Annotated in this window: 11 protein-coding genes; 2 read left to right on the forward strand and 9 right to left on the reverse strand. The window is 65.0% G+C overall.

Annotation, left to right across the window (positions count from 1 at the left end; all coding sequences use genetic code 11):
- Window positions 1-9 precede the first annotated feature (9 nt).
- The 4 genes from F3J15_RS04710 to gspG form a co-directional block, all read right to left on the reverse strand.
- Window positions 10-558, reverse strand: coding sequence for an RNA polymerase sigma factor (locus F3J15_RS04710; RefSeq protein ID WP_059577451.1), 549 nt, complete (start codon window positions 556-558; stop codon window positions 10-12).
- Between the two features lie 6 nt (window positions 559-564).
- The gene (locus F3J15_RS04715) at window positions 565-1,311 is read right to left on the reverse strand and encodes a secretin and TonB N-terminal domain-containing protein (RefSeq protein ID WP_166888316.1); all 747 of its coding nucleotides are present in this window, start codon (window positions 1,309-1,311) and stop codon (window positions 565-567) included.
- A gap of 182 nt (window positions 1,312-1,493) precedes the next feature.
- Window positions 1,494-1,979, reverse strand: coding sequence for a GspH/FimT family pseudopilin (locus F3J15_RS04720; RefSeq protein ID WP_166888319.1), 486 nt, complete (start codon window positions 1,977-1,979; stop codon window positions 1,494-1,496).
- Window positions 1,980-2,004: 25 nt separating this feature from the next.
- The gene (gene gspG / locus F3J15_RS04725) at window positions 2,005-2,475 is read right to left on the reverse strand and encodes a type II secretion system major pseudopilin GspG (protein WP_166888527.1); all 471 of its coding nucleotides are present in this window, start codon (window positions 2,473-2,475) and stop codon (window positions 2,005-2,007) included.
- A 61-nt stretch (window positions 2,476-2,536) separates the two neighbouring features.
- Between gspG and F3J15_RS04730 the strand changes: the two genes are divergently transcribed.
- A complete protein-coding gene (locus tag F3J15_RS04730) occupies window positions 2,537-2,983 on the forward strand; it encodes a type II secretion system protein N (protein WP_166888322.1) in 447 nt (148 codons plus the stop codon).
- A gap of 8 nt (window positions 2,984-2,991) precedes the next feature.
- On the opposite strand, the gene gspF is transcribed toward F3J15_RS04730, so the two are convergent.
- On the reverse strand, window positions 2,992-4,209 hold the full coding sequence (gene gspF, locus F3J15_RS04735) for a type II secretion system inner membrane protein GspF (protein ID WP_166888325.1): 1,218 nt from the start codon (window positions 4,207-4,209) through the stop codon (window positions 2,992-2,994).
- A 663-nt stretch (window positions 4,210-4,872) separates the two neighbouring features.
- Here gspF and F3J15_RS04740 point away from each other — a divergent pair.
- A complete protein-coding gene (locus tag F3J15_RS04740; RefSeq protein ID WP_166888328.1) occupies window positions 4,873-6,177 on the forward strand; it encodes a substrate-binding domain-containing protein in 1,305 nt (434 codons plus the stop codon).
- Window positions 6,178-6,438: 261 nt separating this feature from the next.
- Here the strand turns inward: F3J15_RS04740 and F3J15_RS04745 are convergent, their stop codons facing one another.
- From F3J15_RS04745 to F3J15_RS04760, 4 genes are all read right to left on the reverse strand, one after another.
- Window positions 6,439-6,594, reverse strand: a complete 156-nt coding sequence (locus F3J15_RS04745) for a hypothetical protein (RefSeq protein WP_166888331.1) — start codon at window positions 6,592-6,594, stop codon at window positions 6,439-6,441.
- 399 nt (window positions 6,595-6,993) lie between these two features.
- A complete protein-coding gene (locus F3J15_RS04750; RefSeq protein ID WP_240161505.1) occupies window positions 6,994-19,716 on the reverse strand; it encodes a filamentous haemagglutinin family protein in 12,723 nt (4,240 codons plus the stop codon).
- Window positions 19,717-19,901: 185 nt separating this feature from the next.
- Entirely contained in the window at window positions 19,902-22,163 is a 2,262-nt protein-coding gene (locus F3J15_RS04755) for a tetratricopeptide repeat protein (RefSeq protein WP_166888338.1), read from the reverse strand.
- The gene (locus F3J15_RS04760) at window positions 22,160-24,400 is read right to left on the reverse strand and encodes a tetratricopeptide repeat protein (protein WP_166888342.1); all 2,241 of its coding nucleotides are present in this window, start codon (window positions 24,398-24,400) and stop codon (window positions 22,160-22,162) included. The genes F3J15_RS04755 and F3J15_RS04760 overlap by 4 nt, the downstream gene beginning before the upstream one ends.
- Between the last annotated feature and the right edge of the window lie 24 nt (window positions 24,401-24,424).

The raw sequence follows: 24,424 nt of genomic DNA on the forward strand, positions 1-24,424 counted from the left end.
TCCTGAAGCTCAAAATTTACGCGGGCCGCCTCGCGTGCCCGTGTACGGATCGCCGTCTTCCTGCATGCGCTGCAGGCAGTACTTCATTGCCGCACTCAGCTCGCTTTCCACGAGCCGCAGCGAAATGCCGAAATGCTCGGCGATCTCGCGGTTCAGCAGGCCGTCCACGCGGGCGGCCAGCAGGATCGCGCGGCGCCGCGGCGGCAGGCCGCGCAGCACGTCCTTCAGTGTCTCGACCTTGCGGCGCGCCGCGACGATGCGCTCGGGATCGGCAAGTTCGTCGGGCATCTCGAGCAGCGTCTCGACATCGTCGTCGTGCAGATGCCGGCGTTCGCGGCGATGCTGGTCGATCGCGACATTGTTCGCCATCCCGAGTATATAAGCGTCCGCATTCGTCACCTGCGTGGAGACGTTCGCATTCTCGAGACGCAGCCAGGTTTCGTGCAGCGCGTCGGCGGCGCCGTCCTTCGACCCGGTCACGCGTTCGAGCCGCCTGACCAGATACGCGTAGCGCGTCGCCAGCAGATGCCTGAGCCCGGAGCGGTTGCTGTCGGACATGACGGCCTAGCCCCGGACGGCCGGCTGCGGCGCCGGACAGCGGAAATGCACGCCGTTGCCGGCCGGCCGCAGCAGGATCGTGACCGGCTGCGGCAGGTCCGCCGGCGGCGCGTCGTCCAGCTTCAATGCGCGCAGCGCGCGCATCACCGCCGCGTCGCGGGCGGCCGAACCGCTCGATGCCACCATGTTGACCGCCACCACCGCCCCCCTGTTGTCGATGCGCACCTGCGCGACGAGTCGATAGCTGCCCGGCACGGCCCCCGGCTGCGCGCACAGCGCATCGATCAGATGCGCCTGCAGCAGGCCCGCGAACGCGCGCCGATCGCCGGAATCGCCGATCCCGTCGATCGGCAAGGCCGCATCCGCCGGCGTGTCGGCCGTCGCGGGCGCCTGCTCGGCGGCCGGCTGCGCGACGATGATCGCTTCGTCCGGGCGCGAGAATTCCGCACGCAACCCCGTTCCGGCCAGCATCCGCTCGAGCGCGGCGCGCGGCGCGAATTCGCCCTGGACCGGCGCACTCGTGCGCCCGTCAAGCAGCGGCGCGGGCGCCAGTACGATCAGCTCGGTGAGCCGCGCGAAGTCCTGCAAGCTCTTCGCGAGCGGCTGCGCGGGCAAATCGAAGCGCATCGCGCTGCCCGGCTGGCGGACGATGGAACCGGTCTCCTGCGCGTGTATGCCGTGCATGCACGGCACGACGAACGCCAGCCACGCGACGAGCGCCAGGACACCGGTCGGCGCCCGTGAACGAGTCATGAATCCCTGGACGGAAGTGGAGTTGCACGTTGCCGGCGAAACGCGCCCCCCCGTGAGCGGTTCCGCAGCAAACGAACGTCAGATTGTGAGCGGGCACTATGACAGTCCGGTGAAGCGTGCAGCGATGCGATTCAATCGCGGCGCGTTCCCGCATGGCGGGCATGCCGGGCGCCGAACGTCGCTCACGGCCGGCGCACGACGAAGTTGCCGATGCCCGTGCCGACGACGGCCATCCGCACGTCGCCGGACCACAGCGTGATCGTCACGGGTACGTCGATGCCTTCACTGCCGAGCACGACGCGCGACGGGACTTCGCCGCCGCCGGTGTACCGCACCGACACGCCCGTCACTTCGGCGCCCCAGCGGCGTGCGCGATACAGGTCGTCGGTCATTGGCGCCCAGCCGCCGCTTTCGGTGCGCTGCACGAAGCGATAGCCTCCACCGACCGTCTGCCACGCGATCGGGATCGACCGTACCTGCGCTTCGTCGCCGGCCGATTCAAGCAGGTTCGCCAGGCGCTGTGCCTCCTCCGCCAGATCGGTGCGGCGATTGCGCGACGGTGCGAGCGTCACGACCGCGACCAGCAGCCCCACGATCACGAGCACGACGAGCATCTCCAGCAGCGTGAAGCCCGCCGACGTACGACGCGCGACGCGCGTGTGTCGCATGCGGCGGCTCACGATGCGCACGCCGTCACTGCCACGAGCCGATATCCGCATCGTTCCCCTCGCCGCCCGGTTTGCCGTCCGCGCCGTAGCTGAACACGTCGATCGCGCCATGCGCACCCGGGTTCAGGTATTGATACGGGTTGCCCCACGGGTCCTTCGGCAACCGCTCCAGATAGCCGCCGTCCTTCCAGTTGTTCGGCACCGGATCGGTGGCCGGCTTCTGGACCAGCGCGGTCAGCCCCTGCTCCTGTGCCGGATAGCGGCCGTTGTCGAGGCGATACAGGTTCAGCGACTGCATCATCGTGCCGATGTCCTGCTTCGCCGCGATGCGGCGTGCCTCGTCCGGACGGCTCATGATCTTCGGCACGATCAGCGCCGCGAGAATCCCGAGGATCGCGACCACCACCATGATCTCGATCAGCGTGAAGCCGCGTTGCGGGTGTCCTCCCGCGTGACCGGCGAATCGCGTTCGGGTTTCATTGGGCCCCGTCATCATGCATTCACCCTCGCAACAAAGAATGGAAAACATCTTCTGTTCATCGCACCGACCTGTCGCCATGAAACCGTTCGACCTGCTTCGCATCGCGCCGTCGCGCGCCGATCTCGTTCCACTCGCCGCGACGCTCGCTGCCGCGGCCGCACTCATTGCCGTGTCGCTGTGGGCTGTGCGCGTATTGAGCGCTGCTGATGCGCCGGTCGCGACACCTGCGCCGCCGCCCGCGCCGATCGACATTGCTGCCGGCGCGCGGCTGTTCGGTGCGAAACCCGACGACGGCCGCGATGCCATCCAGCTGCTCGGCGTGCTCGCGTCCGATGCGCGCCGTGCGGCCGCGATCGTCAGCGTCGGCGGCGACGCCTCGCGCGTCGTGTCGCTCGGTGCGTCGATCGGCGAAGCCGCGAAACTGGCCGAGGTTCGTGCGCGCTCGATCGTCGTCGACCGTAACGGGCTGCATCGCGAGATCGCGCTGCCCGCCGCGGAGAAGGCCAACGCGTACGTGCGCTGAGCCGCGCATTACTGCACCATGTTGTTCAGCTCGATGATCGGCATCATCACCGCCAGCACGATCACGAGCACCACCCCGCCCATCGCGAGAATCAGCAACGGTTCGAGCAGGCTCGTCAGGAACATCGTGCGGCGCTCCAGCTCGCGCGATTCGCCTTCGGATGCGCGATCGAGCATCGTCGTCACGTCGCCCGTCGCCTCGCCCGAACGGATCAGGTGCACGAGGACCGGCGGAAACGTCTTCGTATGCGCCAGCGCGCGCGACAGTGCCGAGCCCTCGCGCACGCGGACGATCGCATCGTCGACGTTCGCACGCATCGCACGGTTCGACAAAGTCTCGCCGGCCGCCTGCAGCGCGCGCAGGATCGGCACGCCGGCCGCGGTGAGAATGCCGAGCGTGCTGGCGAAGCGCACCGTGTTGTAGCCGCGTACGAGCTTGCCCGCGAGCGGCGCGCTCAGCAGCCACGTGTCGAACCTGAGCCGCGGCGCATCGCGCGACAGCACCTTGCGGATCGCATGGACGAGCACAGCCGCCGCCGCGAACGACGCCCACCACCAGTGCCGCACGAAGTCCGACAGCGCGAGCATCACGACCGTCAGCGTCGGCAGCTGCTGCTTCGTGCTGGTGAACACGTTCGCGACCTGCGGCACCACGTAGCTCAGCAGGAACGTGACAATGCCGAACGCGATCAGCGTGACGATGCCCGGATACGTAAACGCCAGCAGGATCTTTTGCTTCAGTGCGTTGCTTTGTTCGATGTAGTCGGCCAGGCGCGACAACACGATGCCGAGCTTGCCGGTGTGCTCGCCGGCCGCGACGAGCGCGCGATAGATCTCGGGGAAATCGCGCGGATGCTGGCTCAGCGCGTTCGCGAACGAATGGCCGCCGACGACTTCCGCGCGGATCGACGCCATCAACTCGCGCACGTAGTCGCGCTCGGCTTGCTCGCTCAACACCGACAGCGATTCGTCGAGCGGCAGCCCTGCGACCAGCAGGCTCGCGAGCTGGCGCGTGATGATCGCCTGCTCGCGCTGCGACAGCTTGCGGCCGAGCGACAGGCGCTGATGACGTTCGCCGTGCAGGCGTTGCGCGGCCAGCTCGACGATCAGCGGCGTGAGACCTTGCGTGCGCAGATGGCTGCGGCCTGCGCGCGCGCTGTCGGCTTCGAGCACGCCTTTCAGCGTGCGGCCGGTGGGATCGATCGCTTCGTAGCGGAATGCCGACATGTCAGTGCCCTCGTGTCACGCGTACGACTTTTTTCGGCGACGGCGCGCAATGTGCCGGACGGAGTCGCCGGGGAAGACTACGGAGCGAACCAGCGCAGATTTGTGACGGATGTTGGGCTACCTTTTTGGGCGGGGTTTATTACATTGAGTCGTTATTCTTATAACGCAAAAACGATTTCATGTTTATTTCTCCGATTGGTCTATCACACATTAACTACAGGATCTTTTGTCGGCCTTACATTTACGGAATAACACATCCAATGGAAGGGTTTCATCAAAAGAGCGGATATTCGTCGATGCACTGAATGTTCCGTAACATCCGCCACAAAACCGTCGTGAAATTGGGATAGCACCGCTTAGGTTCGCGTGCGACGTGGTGGTCCGAACCATGCCGGATGCGGGCTCTGGCGCGCGGTTCGTCGGAGCATCGTCCGGCCGAATCCCAATATCTGGAAGCTCCGACCTGTACCGAATAACGCTCCAATCCGCGCTTTATCAATTCGAATAACGCAATGGCTTATTCGATAAAAATGTTACGCACCATTCGTTATGAAAAATTCACACGCGTCACTCGTATTTCCCCCTACATTTAGCCGGCGGTCCACAAGCATTCCAACCGCAGTAGCAGGGGTTCCCGTTTATCTTCGTTCAAGGAAATTTCTCATGAAATCCAGCAAGCGCAAGATCTGTCAAGTCCTCGCTCTCGTTGTTTCGGGCATGGGCGCATCGCTCGCGATGGCCGCAGGCCCCGTGATTCAAGGTGGCGGTTCGTCGCTCGTCGCTCCGACCATCGGCGCCAATTCGCCGGCTTCCGGCGAAATCGGCCTGTACAGCACCGCCAACGCCACGTTCACGTACTACTCGGTCGGCTCGGGCGCCGGCCAGAACGCATTCCTGAACAACCAGCCGACGTTCTTCGGCGCGGGTGTCACGGGCACGGTCCACTTCGCGAACAGCGACGCGGCACTGGCGGCTACGCAGATCTCGACGTACAAAGCTGGCCTCGGCACGACCAACGGCCCGCTGATCCAGATCCCGTACATCGTCACGCCGATCACGGTGCCGGTCGTCAACGGCCCGGCAGTGACGAGCACGACGACTCCGCAAACGACGCCGGGTCAAGCGCATAGCATCGCGCTGAACGACGACGATCTGTGCGGCATCTTCTCGGGCAAGCTGACGAACTGGAACCAGGTCATCAACCCTGAAACGAACGCGGCTTATACGACGAGTGCACCGATCAAGGTCATCTATCGCTCGGACGGCAGCGGCACGACCGAACTGCTGACCCGCCATCTGGCTGCTGTCTGTACGACCGGCAACACGGCCTCGGGCGTATCGTTCGTCGATTCGCTGACGTTCACCGCTTCGTTCCCGGGTGGCGTGCCGGCGAACTTCACGGCGGCCTCGGGTAGCGGCGGCGTGCGCACGCAACTGGTGAGCCTCCAGTCGGCCGGTACGGCTGCTGTCGCTTACCTGAGCCCTGACTACACGAACACGTTCCTGGCTCCGCAAAGCACGGTCGTGACGTCGGCCGGCGCATTCCAGCTGCCGATTGCGAGCCTCGTGAACAAGGTCGACAGCAAGTACTACGCGCCGACATATGCGAATGCGTCGACGGCCCTCGGCACGGTTGCTCCGCCGTCAAACAAGCTCGCGGCGTCGAATCAGGCCAACTGGGTGCCGAACGCGGGTAACCCGGCATCCGGCTATCCGGTTTCGGGCACGAGCCAGATCATCCTGAGCCAGTGCTACGCCAACGCGGCCGTCAAGACGAACGTTCATGACTTCCTGAACAATCACTTCACGAACGCCAGCTACGCGTCGGTCGTTCACGGCAACGGCTTCGACACGGTTCCGTCGTCGTACCAGACGGCCATCTCGAACGACTTCCTGAGCAACGCAAGCGGCTACAACCTCGACATCGGCAACACGAGCGTCTGTACGGGTACGGTGGTCGGCCGCTAAGCGGTCGGCAACCTTTTCGACTGACGTCCAAGCGACTGCGCCCCTGGGACTCCAGGGGCGCAGTTTTTATTTGTGTCCACCGTCCGCACTATGCGCGACTCCGAAATTTCCAACTTGCCGTGACACTACGTTAACGCATCAACAGGAACATCTCATGGGACTGCATCAGCGCAAACTCCACCAACTCATACGCTCGCATTTTCCAGCGTGAGTGCCACGGCCGTGATGGCTACTCCCAATATACAAGGCGGCGGCTCGTCACTAGTCGCTCCAGCAATCGGCGCGATCAGCAACGCCGCGACCGAAATAGGCCTGTTCGGCACCGTCGAAGGCCGCCAATACTGCAGGGGGTGTCACCTTCGTCGATTGGCTGACGTTCACCAGTTCGTTCCCAAGCGGGGTACCGTCGAACTTCATTGCTGCCTACCGAGACGGGGGCGTGCGAAATTCACTTTCCTCGCTCGCATCCGCCGGCATAGCTGCGATCGGATCCCAGCAAAAAATTACGCCCTTGAGAAATCTGGGACGTAGTTCTTCGAGATAACTTTCCTGCCTATCTGGCATAAAATTTCCGAACGCATCTGCCCTAACCTGGACCGAAACTCGATCTGTAAGAATCTTCCTAATTCTCAATCAAGTGACAAGAAACCGCCAAAGCGACCTCTGTCACGGCAGCCATTCATTTCGGTTTGCCAATCAATTGTGGCCTAGTTGCTTGCAGCCACACGCCCTTGCCGCATTACTTGAATCGATCCGTAATAAGCAGGACGCCTCTAGGTAACCCAGCGCCCTGCAATTTCCTCGTCGTACCCCGCCTCATATCTTGCCCAGTTTTTCACGCTCATCCGTCGTCAGCACCGCACGCTGCGTAACGCCTGCAGAACCGAAACCAATCACTGACACCGCATTCGACGGGTCATAACCGACCTGCCTGTGCTTCTTCAGGTTGTCGTCACCAGCGTTGCCGAATCCCTCGACCTGCACCGAGATCGTCCAGCGCCGTACCGTCCCGCCGGATGCATTGCTCTTCGCCATGTCCTGCGCGACCTGAGTCGCAGCCGATGCAGCCGCACTCGCAGCGGTCAACGCACCGGTGTTCACCGCCTGCACCAGCGGGATGCCGGATGCTTTACCCGTCACCTGTATGTTGTCCGCGTTCACCACGCGCAGCGCCGCAACGTTAAGGTTGCCCGCGCGAATACCCGCATCGCCGGCGTCGACAGTGCCACGAGGCGCGATCAGGTTGATCGTGCCCAGTGGAATGCCGGGCACACTCTGCAGCGTCGCAATACCTGCACCCGTGACTTGCCCGCGCGCATCGACCGTACAGTAGTGGTTCGGATCGCAAACATACTGAGGTGCCGGCGTATCGGCCGACGATTTCGCGCCCTTGCCGGCGTTGATGTCGCCGTTCGAGCTCCATATCGTCATGTCGCCACCCTGCTCGGTAAATATCCGGCTTTGCGCGAGCAACACGCTGCGGTCCGTGAAAATATTCACGTTGCCCTTCTCGAGCGTCAGGATACCCATTGCGCCGGGACCGACGATTACGTTGCCGCTTGTATCCGCAATCTGCGGGGGCGCCGATGCGCTGCCGACCAGAGCCTGTCCGCCGGGGCCCAGGATCGAGATGCTTCCGCCTTGTTGCGTCTGGATCGTCGTGTTCCGGATATCGAGATCACCGGTATCGATTGCCTTGTTCGTACCGTTTCCACCGCCCCCAAGATTGTTCGCCGTATAGCCGAACGACGCAGGGAACAATGTATTGATTGCCTCGTAGCCGCGTGCGTACTTCTGGAAATAGGGACTCGCCGCATTGTTGTAATCTTCGCCGACCCGAGTCAACACGTTGAACAACACCTGTTCCGCAAAGATCTGCTGAACGTACGTGGGCAGGTTCTTGAATTTCGACCACGCCTGCATCGCATCCAGTGGTTCGATCGCACGTTGGTCCTTGACTAATCCCGTATCTACCACGCTGCCTGCTTCGTACTGTTGTACGAAGGCAATGAGATCGGACGCCGCACCCGGCACGCCCGCGATCGACGCGGCTGGATCGATGTACTTCGAGATAAACGTGCCGGTATCGACTCCCGGACTGACGCCGAACAGGATATTTACGTTCGCACTGTCGTGCGGCAGGTTCGGGTTCGACGCATTTCCGGTCGCGTTAATGCCCGTCAACAACCCGGTCTTGGGATACGCACTCGTCAACGCGGCGTAGGCCTCGGACTGGCTAGTCAGCGGACCGATGTTTCGGCCGGCCTCGATATCGAAGTATCCCGGTCCGCCCAGCGTCAGCGCAGGCACCACGGCTGCATTGTGAACCAACGGCGTATCGTAGATGTCGCGTCCGGCCACGATGCGGGTGACATCCGATTTGCGCAGATTCTGCCCCTGGAACGACAAGTTCACGATGTCCTGCCCCGCCTGGATCATCGCCGGCTTGTCGATCACGACCTGCATGAGCTTGTCGTAGAAGCCTGCCCCTCCTCCGCTCGACTGCAGTGCACCACTGACGATATCGCCATTCAGGCTGTAGATGCGTGCCGGTACCGGATCGTCTGCATGCAACGCATTGGCGGCGTGAGCAGCCGTCGTCAGGTCGGTGAGCGACGCTATCGTTGCAAACGGATTCGTGGCGGAGGGCATCGCCGATGGATCACTGTCCGACATCCCGAATACTGGGCCCGTCTCCCCACCCCCGGCCACATTCGCAAGATTGATAGAGCGATCGGCAATGAGACTCAAATTACCTGATGTCGACGGGAAAAGCGCCCCGCCTGACGCAACATCGATGCCTCCCGAAAACGCCGTCACATTCACGGTCGCAGGCAATACGGACGAGGGATCGATAGCCGCTCCGCCTTGAAAGCTCCCCCTGAGCACTTGTTTCGACGCCAGCGAGTTCAGCACCACATTGCCCGTAGTAGCCATGACGTTCACGACCGAATCGGACGAATAGGCCTGTGCGTCGGCATATTGCTTGTACTGACTTTGAAGGTTATTGCGTCCGATCTGAAGATAGGATGGGTTGAATACGCCGCCGATATCCGCTCCTTGCCGTGCAAAGACGTCGATGATGCCGTCCTGAGTGGCCAGCAAGGTCGAGACCGACACCGGGACTTGCCCCGACGTCAACCACGGCTGCACGACAACGTCCGAGCCTATGCGCCCCCCTGCCGCGATCGCACCCGTTCCTTTCGCGACGAAATAGTTGCCGCTCAAGATGTCGCCGCCCGCCCTCACAGTCAAATTTCCACCACCGGTCGTGACAGGTGTACCACTGGCGTCCTTGTACCACGTGGTCGGCAATGACACGCCCAGATCAGCGATATTGCCGCCAGCATTGATCATGACGTTACCGCCAGCACTCATCACCCCCTGATCGAATGCACCGAAATCGATGGACGTCCGGTCGAGCGCCACGAATTTTCCGCCGTCCAATAACGTCGGCTTGGCCGTCACCTGCATCCATTGCCACCAGAACTGCCCGATTGGAGTCCCGGCCTGCCCTGTAATCGCACCGTCTGCATCAACGACATTTTCAATGCCGGTGATATTGCCTCGAGCACGAATCGAAATATCACCGGCGGCTTCCGGATTGACAACTGCCGTGACAAGGATGTTGCCGCGTGTACTGCTGCCCCCCTGCACTATCGTGGTGTTGTTTGGCGCAAGTGGCCCTCCCGACGACGGAACGCCCGCCGTATAGATGGCGCCGGGGACAATCGTAACGCCCGAATCCTGCTGCTTCGACGGGTCGAACAGCGACACGTTGCCCGCAGCCGATACATCGATGGCCCCACTGCCTGTCCGAATCAGCGTAGGCGCAATCACGGCCAGACCATTCGGAGTATCGAGATTGGGATTCGTTGCGTTGTTGTATTCGAAGTGACCATCGAGCGTCACATTTCCGCCACTCCCGGTGGGCGACGACGACAAAAATGCCTGAGCGGGCCTCAGAGCCTGAGGATCGGTACTCGAAAAATCAGCGCCAGCCACGATCCGATACGAGGAACTGGCGCCCGCGACTAGCGATGCCGAGGCCAATGGCAATGCATTGCCTGCCATGGCTACCGGCGCAGGCGTGTTGTCGGTCACAGGCGGCGAGACGACAACGGATGTCGTCGTCAGCACTGGGCCAAGCACGGAAGGTGGGGGTAATAGCGCCTCCAGATGCGGAGCGATGCCTGTTGACTTGTAGAACTGGATCTCGCTGTCCACATAGCCGTTATAGGCGGCCAGGTACCGGAGATAGGCTGCCGCGTCGGACTGTGCGTCACCCGTTGGGTATGGAACAGCCAGTGTCGGCTGATTCGGCGCCATCGGACGGGTCGCCCACGTGCGCATGTTGTTGCCGTAATACGCAAACAGATTGAGTACCTTGCCGACGACTACGCCCGGGAAACTTTTTTGAACCGCATCTGCCGGCGATAACAGATAGTCGAGATACGCGCTGTAGAGGCCGTAGTACTGCCCAATCTCCGCGGGGTCGCCTGATGTGAAGTTATGTGGTCTCTGCGCAGGCGACGGTAATCCCTGGTTGAGGTAATACCCGAAGTAGTAGTAATTCGCCGGCCCCAGCAGCACACCGTTTTGCACCGCATATGTCGACGACGCAGGCACGTTGATCGAAATACCCGTACCCGTCGGATTCGCGATCTGGAAAAATCCATCCGACAAACTCGCCCTGACATCAACGTCATTCTCCGCCCGCAGCGTAACGATCGGCGCCTGCCCATTGAACCGGAACGCCTGATTTGTCGCCGACGTCCCCGCTCCGAGGTTCCAGTTTGTCAGTACTTCGATGTTCCCGCCGTTGATCGCCGGACTCGGATTGTCCAGCTCGATACCCGGAACGATGCGCGCATTCGCGATTCCCGTACCATCGAACGGATTCTTCAACGCATCCAGCCCGTGCTGCACGAAACCCATCAGCGTTCCGGGCGCAGCCGTCGTCGCATTTCCGTCCTGATACCCGTAGAACGTCTGGTGATCCGTGTTCGAACCACCCGAAACCGGCGCAAAGAACATGCTCTGCAGCCCGCCGAAGCCGATCGTGCTGGATCCACTCTGTAGTTGCGCCTGCGTCACCGTCGACGTTGCGCCCGTCGTATTGTTCGTCACGGTGCCGCCACCGCTTCCATCCGGCGTGAACGTAAAGGTCGTCGGCGTGCTGGACGTGCTCTGTGCGGTAAAGGTGCCAGCCAGCAAGTGACCGCTGGCGTCGTACCAGCCCGCAGGGTCGACGATGCCGTCGAAATGCTTCGCGCCCGTCGTCGCATCCGTGGTGCTCCACGTCGCATATGCCTCGAGCGTCGTCGCGCGTGCACCCGCGATGCCTTTGCCCGCTGCGAACCCCGCAGACGGCAACGCCACGTTCACGGTGCCGTCCGACAACAGCGGCGCACGGAAATTCACCGTGCCGCCCGACAGCCCGCCGGCTGTTCCGCCCGAAACGTCGATCAACGCGTTCGCGCCGACCCGGATCAGCCCGGCGCGCGACGGATCGATGTTTTCGTAGCCGTAAGTGGCATTGTACGGATCGGCCACGCCTGGATCGAACACGCCGCTCGTCCCGATATCGACCCTGCCGCCGCGCTGTTTCGAATCCGAGCCGCGTGCCAGCAGCGTGCCCTCGACGTCGACACCGCTACGCCCGTACAGCGCGATCGCACCACCGGCCTTGCCGGATGCATCGATCGTGCCCGACACGTTGACGTTGCCGTTCGCCGTGTCCAGTGCGTTACCCGCGCCGCCATCCGCTGTCAGCGACACCGCATGCGCGGTGAGTGTGTTGCCGGCCGACAGCGCAAGATTGCCCGACCGGGTGTGGATCGCGATGGCCTGGTTCACGCCGCTCGATGCGAGTGTCTTCGCGAGGGCGTCGAGATCGGCGGCGCTGCCCGTGTCGAGCGACAACGAACCACCCGCATAACCGCTCGCCGCCCCTCCCTTGATCGTGCCGTTCAGGTTCACGACCTGCTTGGGCGCCGACAACGTCAGGCTGCCCGCCGCGCCACCACCCTTCGCACCCGAAAAGTCGAGCGTCGAACCGGCCTGCACGTCGACCGTGCCGACATCGGCCGTCAGCGTAATCGCACCGGCCGGTGCGTATTGCACGACGTCGAAGAATTGCTTCGACACGCCGGCTGCGCTCACGGTCGAACCGCTGCCGATCGTCAGGTTGCCGCTCGTCGCCTCGAGGCTCACGTTGCCCGCCGGTGCGGCGATCGTCGCGCCGTTGTCGGCGATCATCCCGCCGATGAAATGCCACGCGCCACCTACTGGTGTCGTAGCCAACGCGGTGCCCGACGCACCATTCAACGTCAGTGCGCCGGTCGTTTTCATGGTCGATGCCGAACTCGTATCGGCAAGATAGACGGGTGCATTCAGCGTCACCGGCAGTGCACCGAAGTCGAACGTGCCCGTGCCCTGCCCGACGATGCCGCCCGACGCGGTCATGCTCGCGGAGCCGAAACCGCTCGCCGTCTTCGTTCCCGAGCCGAAATCGATCTCCTTTGCAGTGACCGTCAGCGTACCGCTGCCCGATCCCGCCGTACCGTTCGGCGCCCCCGTTTCGTTCGAGAACGCGATCCGCTGCGCATTCAGCGTCACGCGACCGCCGTCGCTCGTGAATGTCCCGGCGCTCAGGTTCACGCTGTTGCCAAACGTCGCATTCACGTCGCCGACGAAACCGATGGCGCCGTAGCTGCGCAGCGTCACCTGTTGCGCGCTGCCAAATTGCGCCAGCCCGGCCGGATCGATCACGAAGCCCGGCAATGCGGCGGCAGCCGCGCCGTTCGCACCGGTGAACGTGATCGCCGAGCCGTCCGCCGTGATTGCCGTCGCCGACAGTACGGCGCTCGGATCGACCTTCAGGTTCCCCGACGAATCCAGCGTCAACGCCTGCCCGCCAGCCAGCCTCGCGCCGGCGCCGACGGTCAGTGCGCCACTGCCGGTCGAGCCCGTGCGCGTGAGCGGTGCCATCGCGCCGTTCGACACGCGCAGCAGCGCACCGTCGCCTGCGATTGCAATCGGCTGGTCCTTCGCCGCCGGATAGTCGCCGGACGCCGCGATCGATGCGCCTGCGTCGATGCGCAGGCCATTCACGGCATTCGGATCCGTGCCGCTCGCGTCGGCTTTCGTGACGAGAAGGATCTCCGGGCCCTTGAGCGCCGTGTTGCCATCGTTCGATACGATCACGCTGTTCGCGATCGGCGTGATCGTCACGCCGTTCGTCGTTGCCGCACGCGTGCCGCCGATCAGCAGGCTGCCTGCATTCAGCGAATCGAGTGCATCACTGCCGATCTGCAGATAGCCCTGCAACGCGGTCCCGCCATTGCCGACGACCTGAATATCCCGGGACGCAATATCGACTTCCGCCGGCGCCCCCCCGCTGCCGGCAGCCGTATTCAGCGTAGCGCCGAGCGTCAATGCCTTGGTCGCGGCCAGCACGAGTTGACCGCCGTCCACCGGCGACGGCGGCGTCACGTTGCCTTTCTTCGCGGCCTGCGCGGCAAAGAAGGCGTTCGCGCCCGTCAGGGTGTACTGAGAGTACTGCTGCCACACCGGCCCGGACTGCACGTTGAATAGCGTCGGCGTCGCGCTGCGGCCGCCCGTCAGTGCATCCGCGAAATAACCTGCCGTCATCACAGTGCCATCCGGCAGCACCTGGCTCGCCCCCGGTGCGACATTACCCGGCGCGCTCGCGAGCGTGACGCGATACGCCCCTGGCAGGGTCGCGTACTTGCCTGGAAGCAGCGTGTAGTAGCCGGCCGCCAGCCCCGGCACCCCGGAGAGATAGACGGCCTTGCCGACCGGGTCCTTCAGGCCTGCTTGACCCAAGCCGAGCGATACGGTCGTGCTGACCGTCGAACCGTCCACCGACGGCTGCACCGAGTGCGCGAACACCGGATCGTAGGCCGCCACCGGCGATTGCGCGCCAGGTACGATCGCATAGACATTCGTCGCACCTGGGTTGACCGGTACCGTCGCCCCGGCGGGGTTGTTCGCATAGCTGACGTTGTATTGCGACAGCACGTCGCGCGTACCCCCCGTACCCGGCACCCACTCGACCGCCTGCAGGTCGCCGCCGCCCGAGAGGTCAATCTTCGCGCCCTTGTCGAGCGCAACGCGGGTGCCATTGACGCCGATGTATTTCGCGGATGGCGCAGTCAGATCCGGCGCCGTCGCGCCCGTGGTCGGATTGAACTGCCACTCGACGCCATCGACCGTCGTGCCATAAGGGATCACGAGACCGCCGTTCGATACCGACGTCGTACTGCCATTCGCGAATGTCACCGAATCGGTCGCGACCAGCGGCTGGCCGGCGAACTGCGCCTGGGTCGCGGCGTTCGACGGATCGCCGACGCCGAAGACGATCGTACCCGACGGTGCGCGCACCGTACCGCCCTGCACGATATCGGTCGCATCGACGAGCAAGGTGCCGCCTGCCGACAAGGGTGTGCCTGATGCTCCGTTCGACGCGAACGTGACGGTCGTCGGCGCCGGCTTTCCCGTCGCCGGATCGATCGGTCCGACGGCATCGACGATGAACGTGCTGCCGGTGGCCGGATACAGGTCTGCGGCCCTGAACGACACGTTGCCAGGCGTGTAAAGAATGCCGGGGCTCAGTGCCGTGCCCAAGGAATTCGCATTGGACGAGCTCATCCGAATATCGCCTGCACTGACGAAGTTCGCATGTCCGATGTTGTTCAGCTGAAACTGATTACGCAGATCGATGAATGACCCGTTCACGTTCAGCGTCGCATCGGACAGGGTCGCGACCGGCGCAAATGCCAGCGACTGCGCCGTCAGCGTCGGCCCGATCAGGGCGACGTATGGCACATCGATCTCGATCGTAGTGCCGGACGGCCGCTGCGGCGGCTGCGACAGCAAGGTCTGAAGAACCGAGACCGGATTCGTACTGCCGTTCGATTGCGTTGCAGGCGTCGACAGCAGGGTCGCGAATTGATCCATGCCCAGCGCCGCGACGCGCCCGGTATTCAACGTAACCGATTCAGGCAGCGCCAGTTTGACGTCGCCTGCGAACACAATTGGTGGCACTTCCATGGCTGCCGTCAACGGCGTGGCGTCGCCGAGCACGAGATTCGCGACACCCGACCCGTCAAGGCGGTCAACAGAGAATTGAATCACGCCGGTCGGCTTGCCGATCGGCAAGCCGGTCGTCGCGTCGATGGCGGTCGCGAAACTTTGGCCGGCCCCGAGGCCCACCGGCGTCAGTTCGCCACTTTGCCGGATGACCAGCGCGGTCGCGCCGGTTGCGCCATTGTTCTGATGCGGCAGGATCGCCAGCGTGCCGCCGCGCCCCTGCGGAGCGCCCGCGTGCGCAGCGAGCGTCGCGTCCGCAAAGAGGCCGTACGCGGCAGACAGTGTGATCGAGCCCGCGTCGCTCCAGACCGGCTGCGACGCGTAAGTGCCGTTCGCCTGCAACTGATCGAAGTTCGCCGATGCACCGGACACGTCGATCCGCGATCCCGGCTGGGCAACCACATAACCCGCATCGCTCGACAGCGTGACCGAGCCGCCCGGCAGGACCTTGCCGGTGTTCGGCACGACGGTCGTCGTCCCGATCCTGACCGGCGGCGCGGCGAGCGGATTGGCAAGCGGGGTGCCCGACACATCGAGCGCCGCGTCCGCACCGAGCCAGACCGATCGGCTATCGCTCGGTGTGAATATGCCGTACTGGCCCGTCTGACCGAACGTGCCGCCCGAATCCGCACTGAGCGTGATCGACCCGCCTGGCGCGACGATTGAGCCAAGCACGGTCACCTGTGTGGGCGAGCCGAACCCGACGCTCGCACCGGCATCCGCGTGAATCGATGCGCCGGACGACAGCGTGACCGCCCCCGTCACGCCCGGATACGACGGCGCCGTATTCCCCGCGGTCAGCCATGAAACATAGTTGCCGCCCGTCAACACGAGGCTGGTCGACTGCCGGTGGTAGTCGTCGAGTCGACCGGAGGTCGTCAGCCCCGCCGTCGACAGGTTGGTACCGGTGGTCGCCTGCTGCAGCGCAAGCGCATCCGGAATCAGATTGCGCTGAGTCAGCGCGACAGTCGCACCGGGCGCGACCGTCGTGTCGTAGTAGGCGTTCAGTACATACTTTCCGAAGCCCTGCTGCGCGAAGAAGCTCTCCGGCAGATAGACATCCCACGGTGCGGCGCCCTTCTGATCGCCGCCGATCCTGAAGCCGAGCGCCTGCAACGTCAGCGTGCCGCCGCCCGAAAAGCCATCGCTGAGAATCGTGCCACCGAGCGCAATGGTGCCGTTCGCGGGTTGCGTCGTAGGCAGGTTCGGGCCGCCATCGCCTATATGGCCGAACTGCTTTGACTGAGGAGCGACATAGGTCTGCAACGATACGTTGCCGCCACGCCCGACCGGAATACTGTTCTGCATCAGCAACTGGCCGCCGGACAGCAATTCGCCGCCGCTCGACACATCCAGCACACTGCCGGGACGCAACAGAATCGCTCCTGTCGTATCCGTGAAACTTTCACCCACGTGTCCGATCGACTGCTCGCTGGTCGCCAGCGAAATGTTGCCGCCATTGACGAACTGGGTATTGCCCGGCGTCGTACCCGGCGCAGCCTGCACGTCGTTGTTGACCCATTGGCCGGCGGCACTGAGCACGGCTTGCGGGCCGACGACGATATTGCCACCGCTCGTGATGGAGATCGATCCACCCGGTGCGGACAAACTGCCCGCCACATTGACGTCCGCACCGCCGGTCGCGCTGTTGAGCGCGATGGAGCCGCCCGGCTGCACGTTGAGGCGGGTATCCTGCGCGACGACAATTCCCTTGCCGCCGTGCGTATCCTGCGTCACGTTGACGTTCGAGAAGCCGCCGGCGTTCAGCGCGTCGACCGGCACCACCATCGTGGTCAGCACGTTGTGCGGATCGGTCGCGGCGACATTCTGCAGCGATGTCTTGTCGATCGGTGTATTGCTTGAGAAGCCCGGCGCGAGGTCGTCGAGCTGCGGCGCCTGGCCTTGCAGAATCGTCAATCCCGTGACGCCGGTGGGCGCCGCATTCGAATTGTTCCACGTCAGGCTGGCGAGCGTGCCGCCGGTGAGCTTCGCATCTGCACCGAGATTGAACGTCCCGCCTGCAGGCAGGCTGTTGCCCTGCATCTGTTTCGCGCCGCCGAACGACTGCGCACTGATGTCCCCATCGAGCACGAGCGCAGAGGTCGCGAACAGATCGAGCGTGCCTGCGTTGCCACCCACGATATAGTCGCCCTGATACGAACCACCCGTCAGCAGCGGGTTGTACCACGTCTTCGTTACGCCCCAGCGCGGATGGTTTTCGACGAACTGGCCGGCAATTCCGACGTAGGTTTCGTACTGGCTCGCCTGCCCGATCGGCACGATCGCACCGTTTGCATCGACGAGTCGCGTCGTATTGACGATCCCGCCGTCGACATGCACGTACCCGCCGTTCAGGTTCAGTGACGAACCGCGTGCAGTCATCACCTCGTTGCCGGACAGCGTGATCGTCCCACCGTTGGTCAACAACTGATCGACACTGCGGGGAATCAGGTTCACATAGCCCGACAGATTCAGGATCGGGCTGCCGACCCACGACACGCCATCGCTGCGCGTACCCGTCAGCGTGCTGTCCACGACGACGTTCTTCAGCCCCGCGAGGAAACTGTCGCGCAGCAGCGGCGAATCGGCCAGTTCATTCTGGCCGATTCGATCGACCGTCACGAGCGTCTGCGCGATCGGGATTTCGACGTTCGCAAGCCCGGACACGTCGATCGTCGATCCCGCATCCTGATAAATGCGACCGGGCGCCGAACCCTGCTTGACGTCGGGCGTATAGGCCGTCACCGACGGCGAAAGCGCGGTCACCGACACGTTCGAACCCGGCGCCTCGATCAATGAACCGCCCTGGAACCACACTGCACCGGCCGTCATCGCGATGCCGCCCGGCGTGAACGTCGTGCCGGGCGTCGATGTCGCCGTCTGCCCGCTGTTGTCCGGTAGCACGGTCGTCGCCGAGCCCGGACCGAACGTAAGCAAGCCCGACCGTTTGGCGTTGTCGGCATCGCCTCCGCCCGTTACAAGCGTTGTCCCCGGATACGCGTTGCCGAGCGGATCGTTCGACGTGTATTCGTCGGCCGTCGAAATCGTGATCCGGCCCGGCGTATTGACGCTCGTCGTCACGCCTACCACGCCATTCTGCGCGACGCGGCCGCCGAGGAGGTTCACGCTGCCGCGCGAGGCTTGCACGATGCCCGTGTTCGTCAGCGTGCCCACCGGCGTGAGGTCGACCGTCGTACCATTCTGCGTCGTGACGATCTGACCGCTTAGCTCGGGCAACAGCAGTTGCGGATTGTTTTTCAGGCCACTGTTCGGCCGCAAGCTCACGCCGACACCCGCGGCCAGCACGACCTGGCCGTCGGTCGCCGTGATGCTGCCGCCATTCGTCACGTTCGGCGCTGCAACGAGCACGAATCCGCCGTCGCTGACCGTGCCGTTCGTATGCGTCACAATTGACGCACCCTGTTCGATCGTGATGTCGCCCGGGGCCTGATAGCTTCCATTCGTTTTCGCGACGTTGCCGAGCCCGAGTATCTCGTTGGGGCGACTCGACGATCCCGCCACACCGCTTGAACTCCCGGACTCCGGATACGCCAGCCCGCCGGTCGTGCCGGCAGGCAAGCTGAGGAACTGCTGATTGCTCGCAACGATGCCGTCGGGCGTCGGTACGATCTGGTTCCTCATGTCCAGCAGGTTCAGCGACGACGCCACCAGCGAATGCACATTCACCTGCGACCCGGCACCAAACAGCACCCCATTCCGGTTGATCACATACACCGCCCCTTGCGCGGTGATGTTCCCCAGAATCTGGCTCGGCCTGCCGCTCGGATCGTTGATCCGGTTCAGCACGGCCCAGTTGTTCGCGCCGTTCGTCTGCGTGCCGCCCGACTGGTCGAAGTTCAGCGTCGTCTGCCGGCCGACGTTCATCGTCTCCCACGTCAGCACCGCATTCTGCCCAGTCTGCTTGACATCGACGTTCACGTGGCCATTCGCGTCGGTATTCTGCGTCGGCGCGTTCGCGTTGACCCACAGCACCGGATTGTTCGTATCGCCCGACGCGCCCGCCGCGACCTGCAGCCCGCCCGGCGCCAGCCCGTTCGGCACGGTCGACGGCAGCTTTGCCGCGGCCGCCGCCGCATTCTGCTGCGCGGCGATCTGCGCGGCGATCGCGTGCGCCGCATAGCCGAGGTTGCGGATCGACGGCTGGCTCGCCTGCAGCGCCTGCTGCGGCGACACGCCGAGATTCGGCAGGCCCGGCACGCCGCCGGCACCGCCCGCGCCGCCGCCCGCCGGGCTCGCGGCCACGTGACCGAGGTTCATGATGCCCGCCGCATGCGCGTGGGCGGACACGCCCGCCGCGAGCATCAGCACGACCGCCCGGTAAAGCGGGCTCAGCTCCGATTTCAGGACCGACCGCGAGGCCGTTGCGCGAAGTTGTCGTTCCGTACGTGCGCGTGCTGCCATTCTTGCCACCCCGATGCTAGGAATTTGCGTGCGGCGCCGGTCCGGCACCGTACAAGTCGTTGCGCCTGAAGCAGGCCGCTGGAATCCGAAGACCATACGAAGTGCAAATGGCAGCGACATGGCGACTGTTACGGACCATTCCGGCCGCCGCGAAAAGGTCCGTAGCTTTTGTCATGGAAGGCCGGTCACGCCGCCACGGCGGGCGTGCGGCGCACCGCGTCGAGTGCGTCGGCCACCCGGCCGATCACGGCCGGCCAGTCTCCGGGCCGCGCTTGCCGGAACAGCCGCGCGGACGGATACCACGGACAGTCGTCGCGCTCGAGCAACCAGCGCCAATCCGGTACGCGCGGCAGCAGCATCCACACGGGCCGCCCGAGCGCGCCAGCCAGGTGCGCAACCGACGTGTCGACGCTGATCACGAGATCCAGCGTGTCGACCAGCGCAGCCGTTTCGGCGAAATCCGTGAGCGTGTCCGCGAACGACAGCACGCCGCTCGCGGCAAACGCGTCGGCGTCGCGTGCGCGTATCTGCGGTTGCAGGCTCACGAACGTCGCGTCGTGCGCTGCAACAAGCGATAAAAGCGCGGCAAACGGTATTGAACGGCTTTCGTCGTTCGCGTGACGCGGGTTGCCCGACCATACGAGCCCGACTCGCAACCGGCCCGACGGCGAAATCGCATCGAGACGTTGTGCCCACGCGTCTCGCCGCGACGCATCGGCGCGCAGGTACGGCACGTCGGCCGGCACCGTATCGAGCGTCGTACGGAATGCATACGGCAAGCTCATCAGTGGGCACTGCAGGTCGAACGCCGGTAGCGGCTGCCCCTCCGTGACGACCCGACTCACGCCGCGCAGCGTGCCGAGCAGTTCACCGAGCGCGGTCGGCACCTCGACGATCACGGTCGCGCCGGCATCGTGCGCGAGGTTCGCGTAACGGCCGAACTGCAGCGTGTCGCCGTAACCCTGCTCCGCATGCAGCAGCAGCGTGCGCCCGGCGAGCGGTTCGTCACCGGTCCACAGCGGCCGGTCCGCATGACGCCGGTGCAGCATCACGTCGGCCGCATCCCAGCGCGCCTCGTGCTGCCGCCACCCCGTGTCGAAATCGCCCATTAACAGCCGGCAGAACGCCTCCGAACGGCGCGCGGCGCCGTGGTTCGGGTCGCGCCGGCGTGCGTCGGCGTAATCGGCCAGCGCTGCGTCGTCGTCGCCGAGATGCTGGCGCGCGAGCGCACGCGTGAACAATGCCTGCGCGGTGTCCGCCGGCGCGGCCGCCGCGGCGGCATGGCTCGCGAGCGCGTCGTCGTAGCGGCCGAGCTGCTGCAGCGCGAGCGCGCGGTTGTAATGCAGTTCCGCATGCGGGCCCGTCAGTGCCAGCGCCGCGTCGTAATCGGCGAGCGCATCGTCGAACCGGCCGAGCGCACGCAGCGCAGCCGCGCTGTTGCGACGCGCGTCGATATCGTCGGGATTGCGCGCCAGCGCTTGCGCGTAGGCCTCGGCAGCTTCCGCATGACGTTCGAGCCCGAGCAGCGCATTGCCGCGCCCGACCCACGCCGCGACGTTGCCGCGATTCAGCGCAAGCAGCCGGTCGCAGCGCTTCAGCAATTCGTCGCGGGCGTGCAGCAGATCCAGCGCGACGCAACTCGCGTACAGCAACTGCTCGTCTTTCGGCTGTCGTGCGAGCCCTTCGTCGAGACACGCGAGCGCGTCGGCCGGGCGGCCCAGTTCGGTCATCACGACGCCGCACGCGTAGACGAGTTCGGGCGTCTTGCCACGCACGACCATCGCGAGTTGATAGCTGTGCAACGCCTGCTCGCGATGGCCGAGTGCGCGCAACGCATGCCCGCGTTCGATGTTCGCGGCCGCATCGCCCGGGTCGAGCCGCAACGCACGCTCGACGCTGATCAGTGCGTCCGCGGGTCGTTCAAGCCAGCGCAACGTCTCGCCACGCTTGCGCCACGCCGCGACATGGGCCGGCTCCCGCACGAGTGCCCGATCGTAGGCCGTCAGCGCCGCGTCGTATTGCCCGAGCGCGAGCAGCGCATCGCCGCGCGCCGCATGCGACGGCGCATGGTCCGGATCGGCTGCGAGTGCGCGATCGGCAAGCGCGAGCGCGTCGCGATGGCGGCCGACGCCCGTCAGCGCGGCCGCATGGTTCGCCAGATTCCACGGCTGGCTCAGCCCGAACCCCATCGACCGCGCGATCAGCGGCTCCGCCCGTGCAGGATCGCCCAGCTGCAGATACACGAGACCGAGCAAATGCAGCGCCTCGACATGGTCGGGCGCCATCGTCAGCACGCCTTCGTAGAGCCGTCCCGCCCCGGCGAAATCGCGCAGTTCGAGCCGTGCGCGCGCATTGCGCAGCGCATCGTCGAGCACCGCGCGCAATGGCGCGGCCGTTGCGCCGGGTCCGCCGCCGGTCAACGGTGCACCCTCGCGGCGCGCACTCATGGCGCGCCGCCGACGAGCGTCGGCAACCCGGACGCGATCCGCTCGACGACGGGTGCCCACTGCCCGCCCTCGGGCTGGCGGAACAGCCGCGCGGATGGATACCACGGGCTGTCGTCCCGCTCGAGCAGCCAGCGGAAATCGGGCGTATGCGGAATCATCAGCGCAAGCGGTCGGCCGAGCGCGCCGGCGAGGTGCGCGACGGACGTATCGACGCTGACGATGCCGTCCATCAGCGCAGTCAGCGCCGCCGTATCGGCGAAATCCGCGAGGTCGTCGCCGACAAAGCGGATCGCGCTCGCGTCCAGCACCGGGCGATCCTCGTCACGGACCACCTTCTGCAGGCTGATCCACTCGTAACGGTCGTCGAACAGCGGCAGCAGATCCGCAAGCGTCATCGAGCGGTTGCGGTCGTTCAGGTGCAGCGGATTGCCGGACCACACGAGACCGATCCGCGGCCGCGTGGCCGCGCCGAGCCGTTCGCGCCACTGCGCGACACGCACGGGGTCGGCAGCGAGATACGGTACGCCGGCGGGAATCGACGCCAGGTCCGTGCGGAATTCGAGCGGCAGGCTCAGCAGCGGGCAATGCAGGTCGAACGGCGGCAGCGGCTCGCCACGCGCGACGAGCGTATCGACGCCGTCGAGCGTCGCGAACAGCGCCTTCAGCTCGACCGGCGCTTCGAGCACGACGCGTGCGCCGAGCGCTTTCACGAGCGGGACATAGCGGCAGAACTGCAGCGTGTCGCCGAGCCCCTGCTCCGGGTACAGCAGGATCGTCTTGCCGTCGAGCGGCATCCCGTGTGTCCAGCGCGGCTGGGCGAACGTGCGCCGGCTCGCATCGAGCTGCGTATCGCGCCAACGCCATTCATACTCCGCCCACCCCGCTTCGAAATCACCGATCGACAGGCACAGGAACGCACGCATGCAGTGTGCGAGCACGTAGTCGGGATCGATCTCGATCGCGTCCGCATAGGCCTGCCGCGCGGCGTCGTGCTGCCGCAGCGCACGCAGGGCGTTGGCTTTATGAAAATGCGCGAGCTTGTCGTGCGGCGTCGCGTCGATCACGCGCGCGAAATCGTCGAGCGCGGCCTCGTAGCGGTGCGTCTCGAGCTGCACCCGGCCGCGCGTGAACCAGGCGGGCACGTAGCCCGCATCGAGCGCGAGCGCACGGTCGCACATGTCGCGCGCATCGTCGTGGCGTTCGATGCGCATCAGTGCGCTCGCGTAGTTGCACAGCACGCCGGTGCTGCGCGGTTCCACGTCGAGCGCACGCGCATAACTGTCGGCCGCGTCGCGATAGCGTTCCAGGTGGCTGGCCGCGTTGCCGCGGTTCGCCAGTGCCCGCGCGTGGCGCGGATCGATCGCGAGCACGCGGTCGCAGCGCATGAGCGCTTCGTCGTGCCGATCGAGCTGCTCGAGCGCGATCGAGCTGTTGAAGATCGCATCGATGAAAGTCGGGCTCGCCGCGATCGCCGCATTGAAATCCGCGAGCGCGCGCTCAGGATCGTGCAGATCGAGATACGCGACACCGCGCAGGAACAGCACTTCGGCGCTGCCGGGCGTCTGCGCGAGCGCGTAGCCATAGCTGTCGACTGCCTCGCGGAAACGGCCGAGTTCGCGCAGCGCGAGACCGCGCCCGCGCATCGCATCGAACGAACGCCCGGCCAGCGCGATCGACCGATCGCAATCGGCAAGCGCTTCGTCATGACGGCCGAGCGCGCGCAGCATGTCGCTGCGCTTCACATAGCCGTCGGCAAAACCGGGCGTCAGCTCGAGCAGCCGATCGTAGACCGTACATGCGTCTTCGTACCGGGCGAGCTGCCCGAGCAGGCCCGCGCGCTGAAACAGCACGCGCTGATGCACCGGGTTGATCGCGAGTGCTTCGTCGAGACGCGCGAGTGCGTCGTGCTCCCGCCCGAGCCCGGTCAGCACCGCCGCGTAATTCGCGAGCGCGAGCGGCACCGGCCGGCGCTCGATCGAGCGCCGCATCAGCGGCTCGGCCTCGCCGAGCCGCCCTTGCTGAAAGCGCACCGCGCCGAGCAGGTGCAGCGCCTCCGGATGCTCGGGATCGAGTGTCAGCAATTCGGTATACGCGTGTTCCGCATGCTGCAACGCGCCCTCGTGGTGCGCCTTGCGCGCGCGCAAGAGCAGCCGTTCGAGTTGCGCGGTATCGGGCGGACGGCGATCCGGCGCGACCGGCGCGCTCGCGAGTGTCGTCCCTTCCCCGTTCGGTGTCATCGTGTGGCCCCCACTTGTCGCTGT

The sequence above is a fragment of the Burkholderia sp. Ap-955 genome, from assembly GCF_011753045.1.
Lineage (GTDB): Bacteria > Pseudomonadota > Gammaproteobacteria > Burkholderiales > Burkholderiaceae > Burkholderia > Burkholderia lata_D.

Coding starts and splice junctions, on each gene's coding strand:
- F3J15_RS04710 (WP_059577451.1), bottom strand. CDS start 558: ATGTCCGACAGCAACCGCTCCGGGCTCAGGCATCTGCTGGCGACGCGC.
- F3J15_RS04715 (WP_166888316.1), bottom strand. CDS start 1,311: ATGACTCGTTCACGGGCGCCGACCGGTGTCCTGGCGCTCGTCGCGTGG.
- F3J15_RS04720 (WP_166888319.1), bottom strand. CDS start 1,979: ATGCGACACACGCGCGTCGCGCGTCGTACGTCGGCGGGCTTCACGCTG.
- gspG (WP_166888527.1), bottom strand. CDS start 2,475: ATGATGACGGGGCCCAATGAAACCCGAACGCGATTCGCCGGTCACGCG.
- F3J15_RS04730 (WP_166888322.1), top strand. CDS start 2,537: ATGAAACCGTTCGACCTGCTTCGCATCGCGCCGTCGCGCGCCGATCTC.
- gspF (WP_166888325.1), bottom strand. CDS start 4,209: ATGTCGGCATTCCGCTACGAAGCGATCGATCCCACCGGCCGCACGCTG.
- F3J15_RS04740 (WP_166888328.1), top strand. CDS start 4,873: ATGAAATCCAGCAAGCGCAAGATCTGTCAAGTCCTCGCTCTCGTTGTT.
- F3J15_RS04745 (WP_166888331.1), bottom strand. CDS start 6,594: ATGAAGTTCGACGGTACCCCGCTTGGGAACGAACTGGTGAACGTCAGC.
- F3J15_RS04750 (WP_240161505.1), bottom strand. CDS start 19,716: ATGGCAGCACGCGCACGTACGGAACGACAACTTCGCGCAACGGCCTCG.
- F3J15_RS04755 (WP_166888338.1), bottom strand. CDS start 22,163: ATGAGTGCGCGCCGCGAGGGTGCACCGTTGACCGGCGGCGGACCCGGC.
- F3J15_RS04760 (WP_166888342.1), bottom strand. CDS start 24,400: ATGACACCGAACGGGGAAGGGACGACACTCGCGAGCGCGCCGGTCGCG.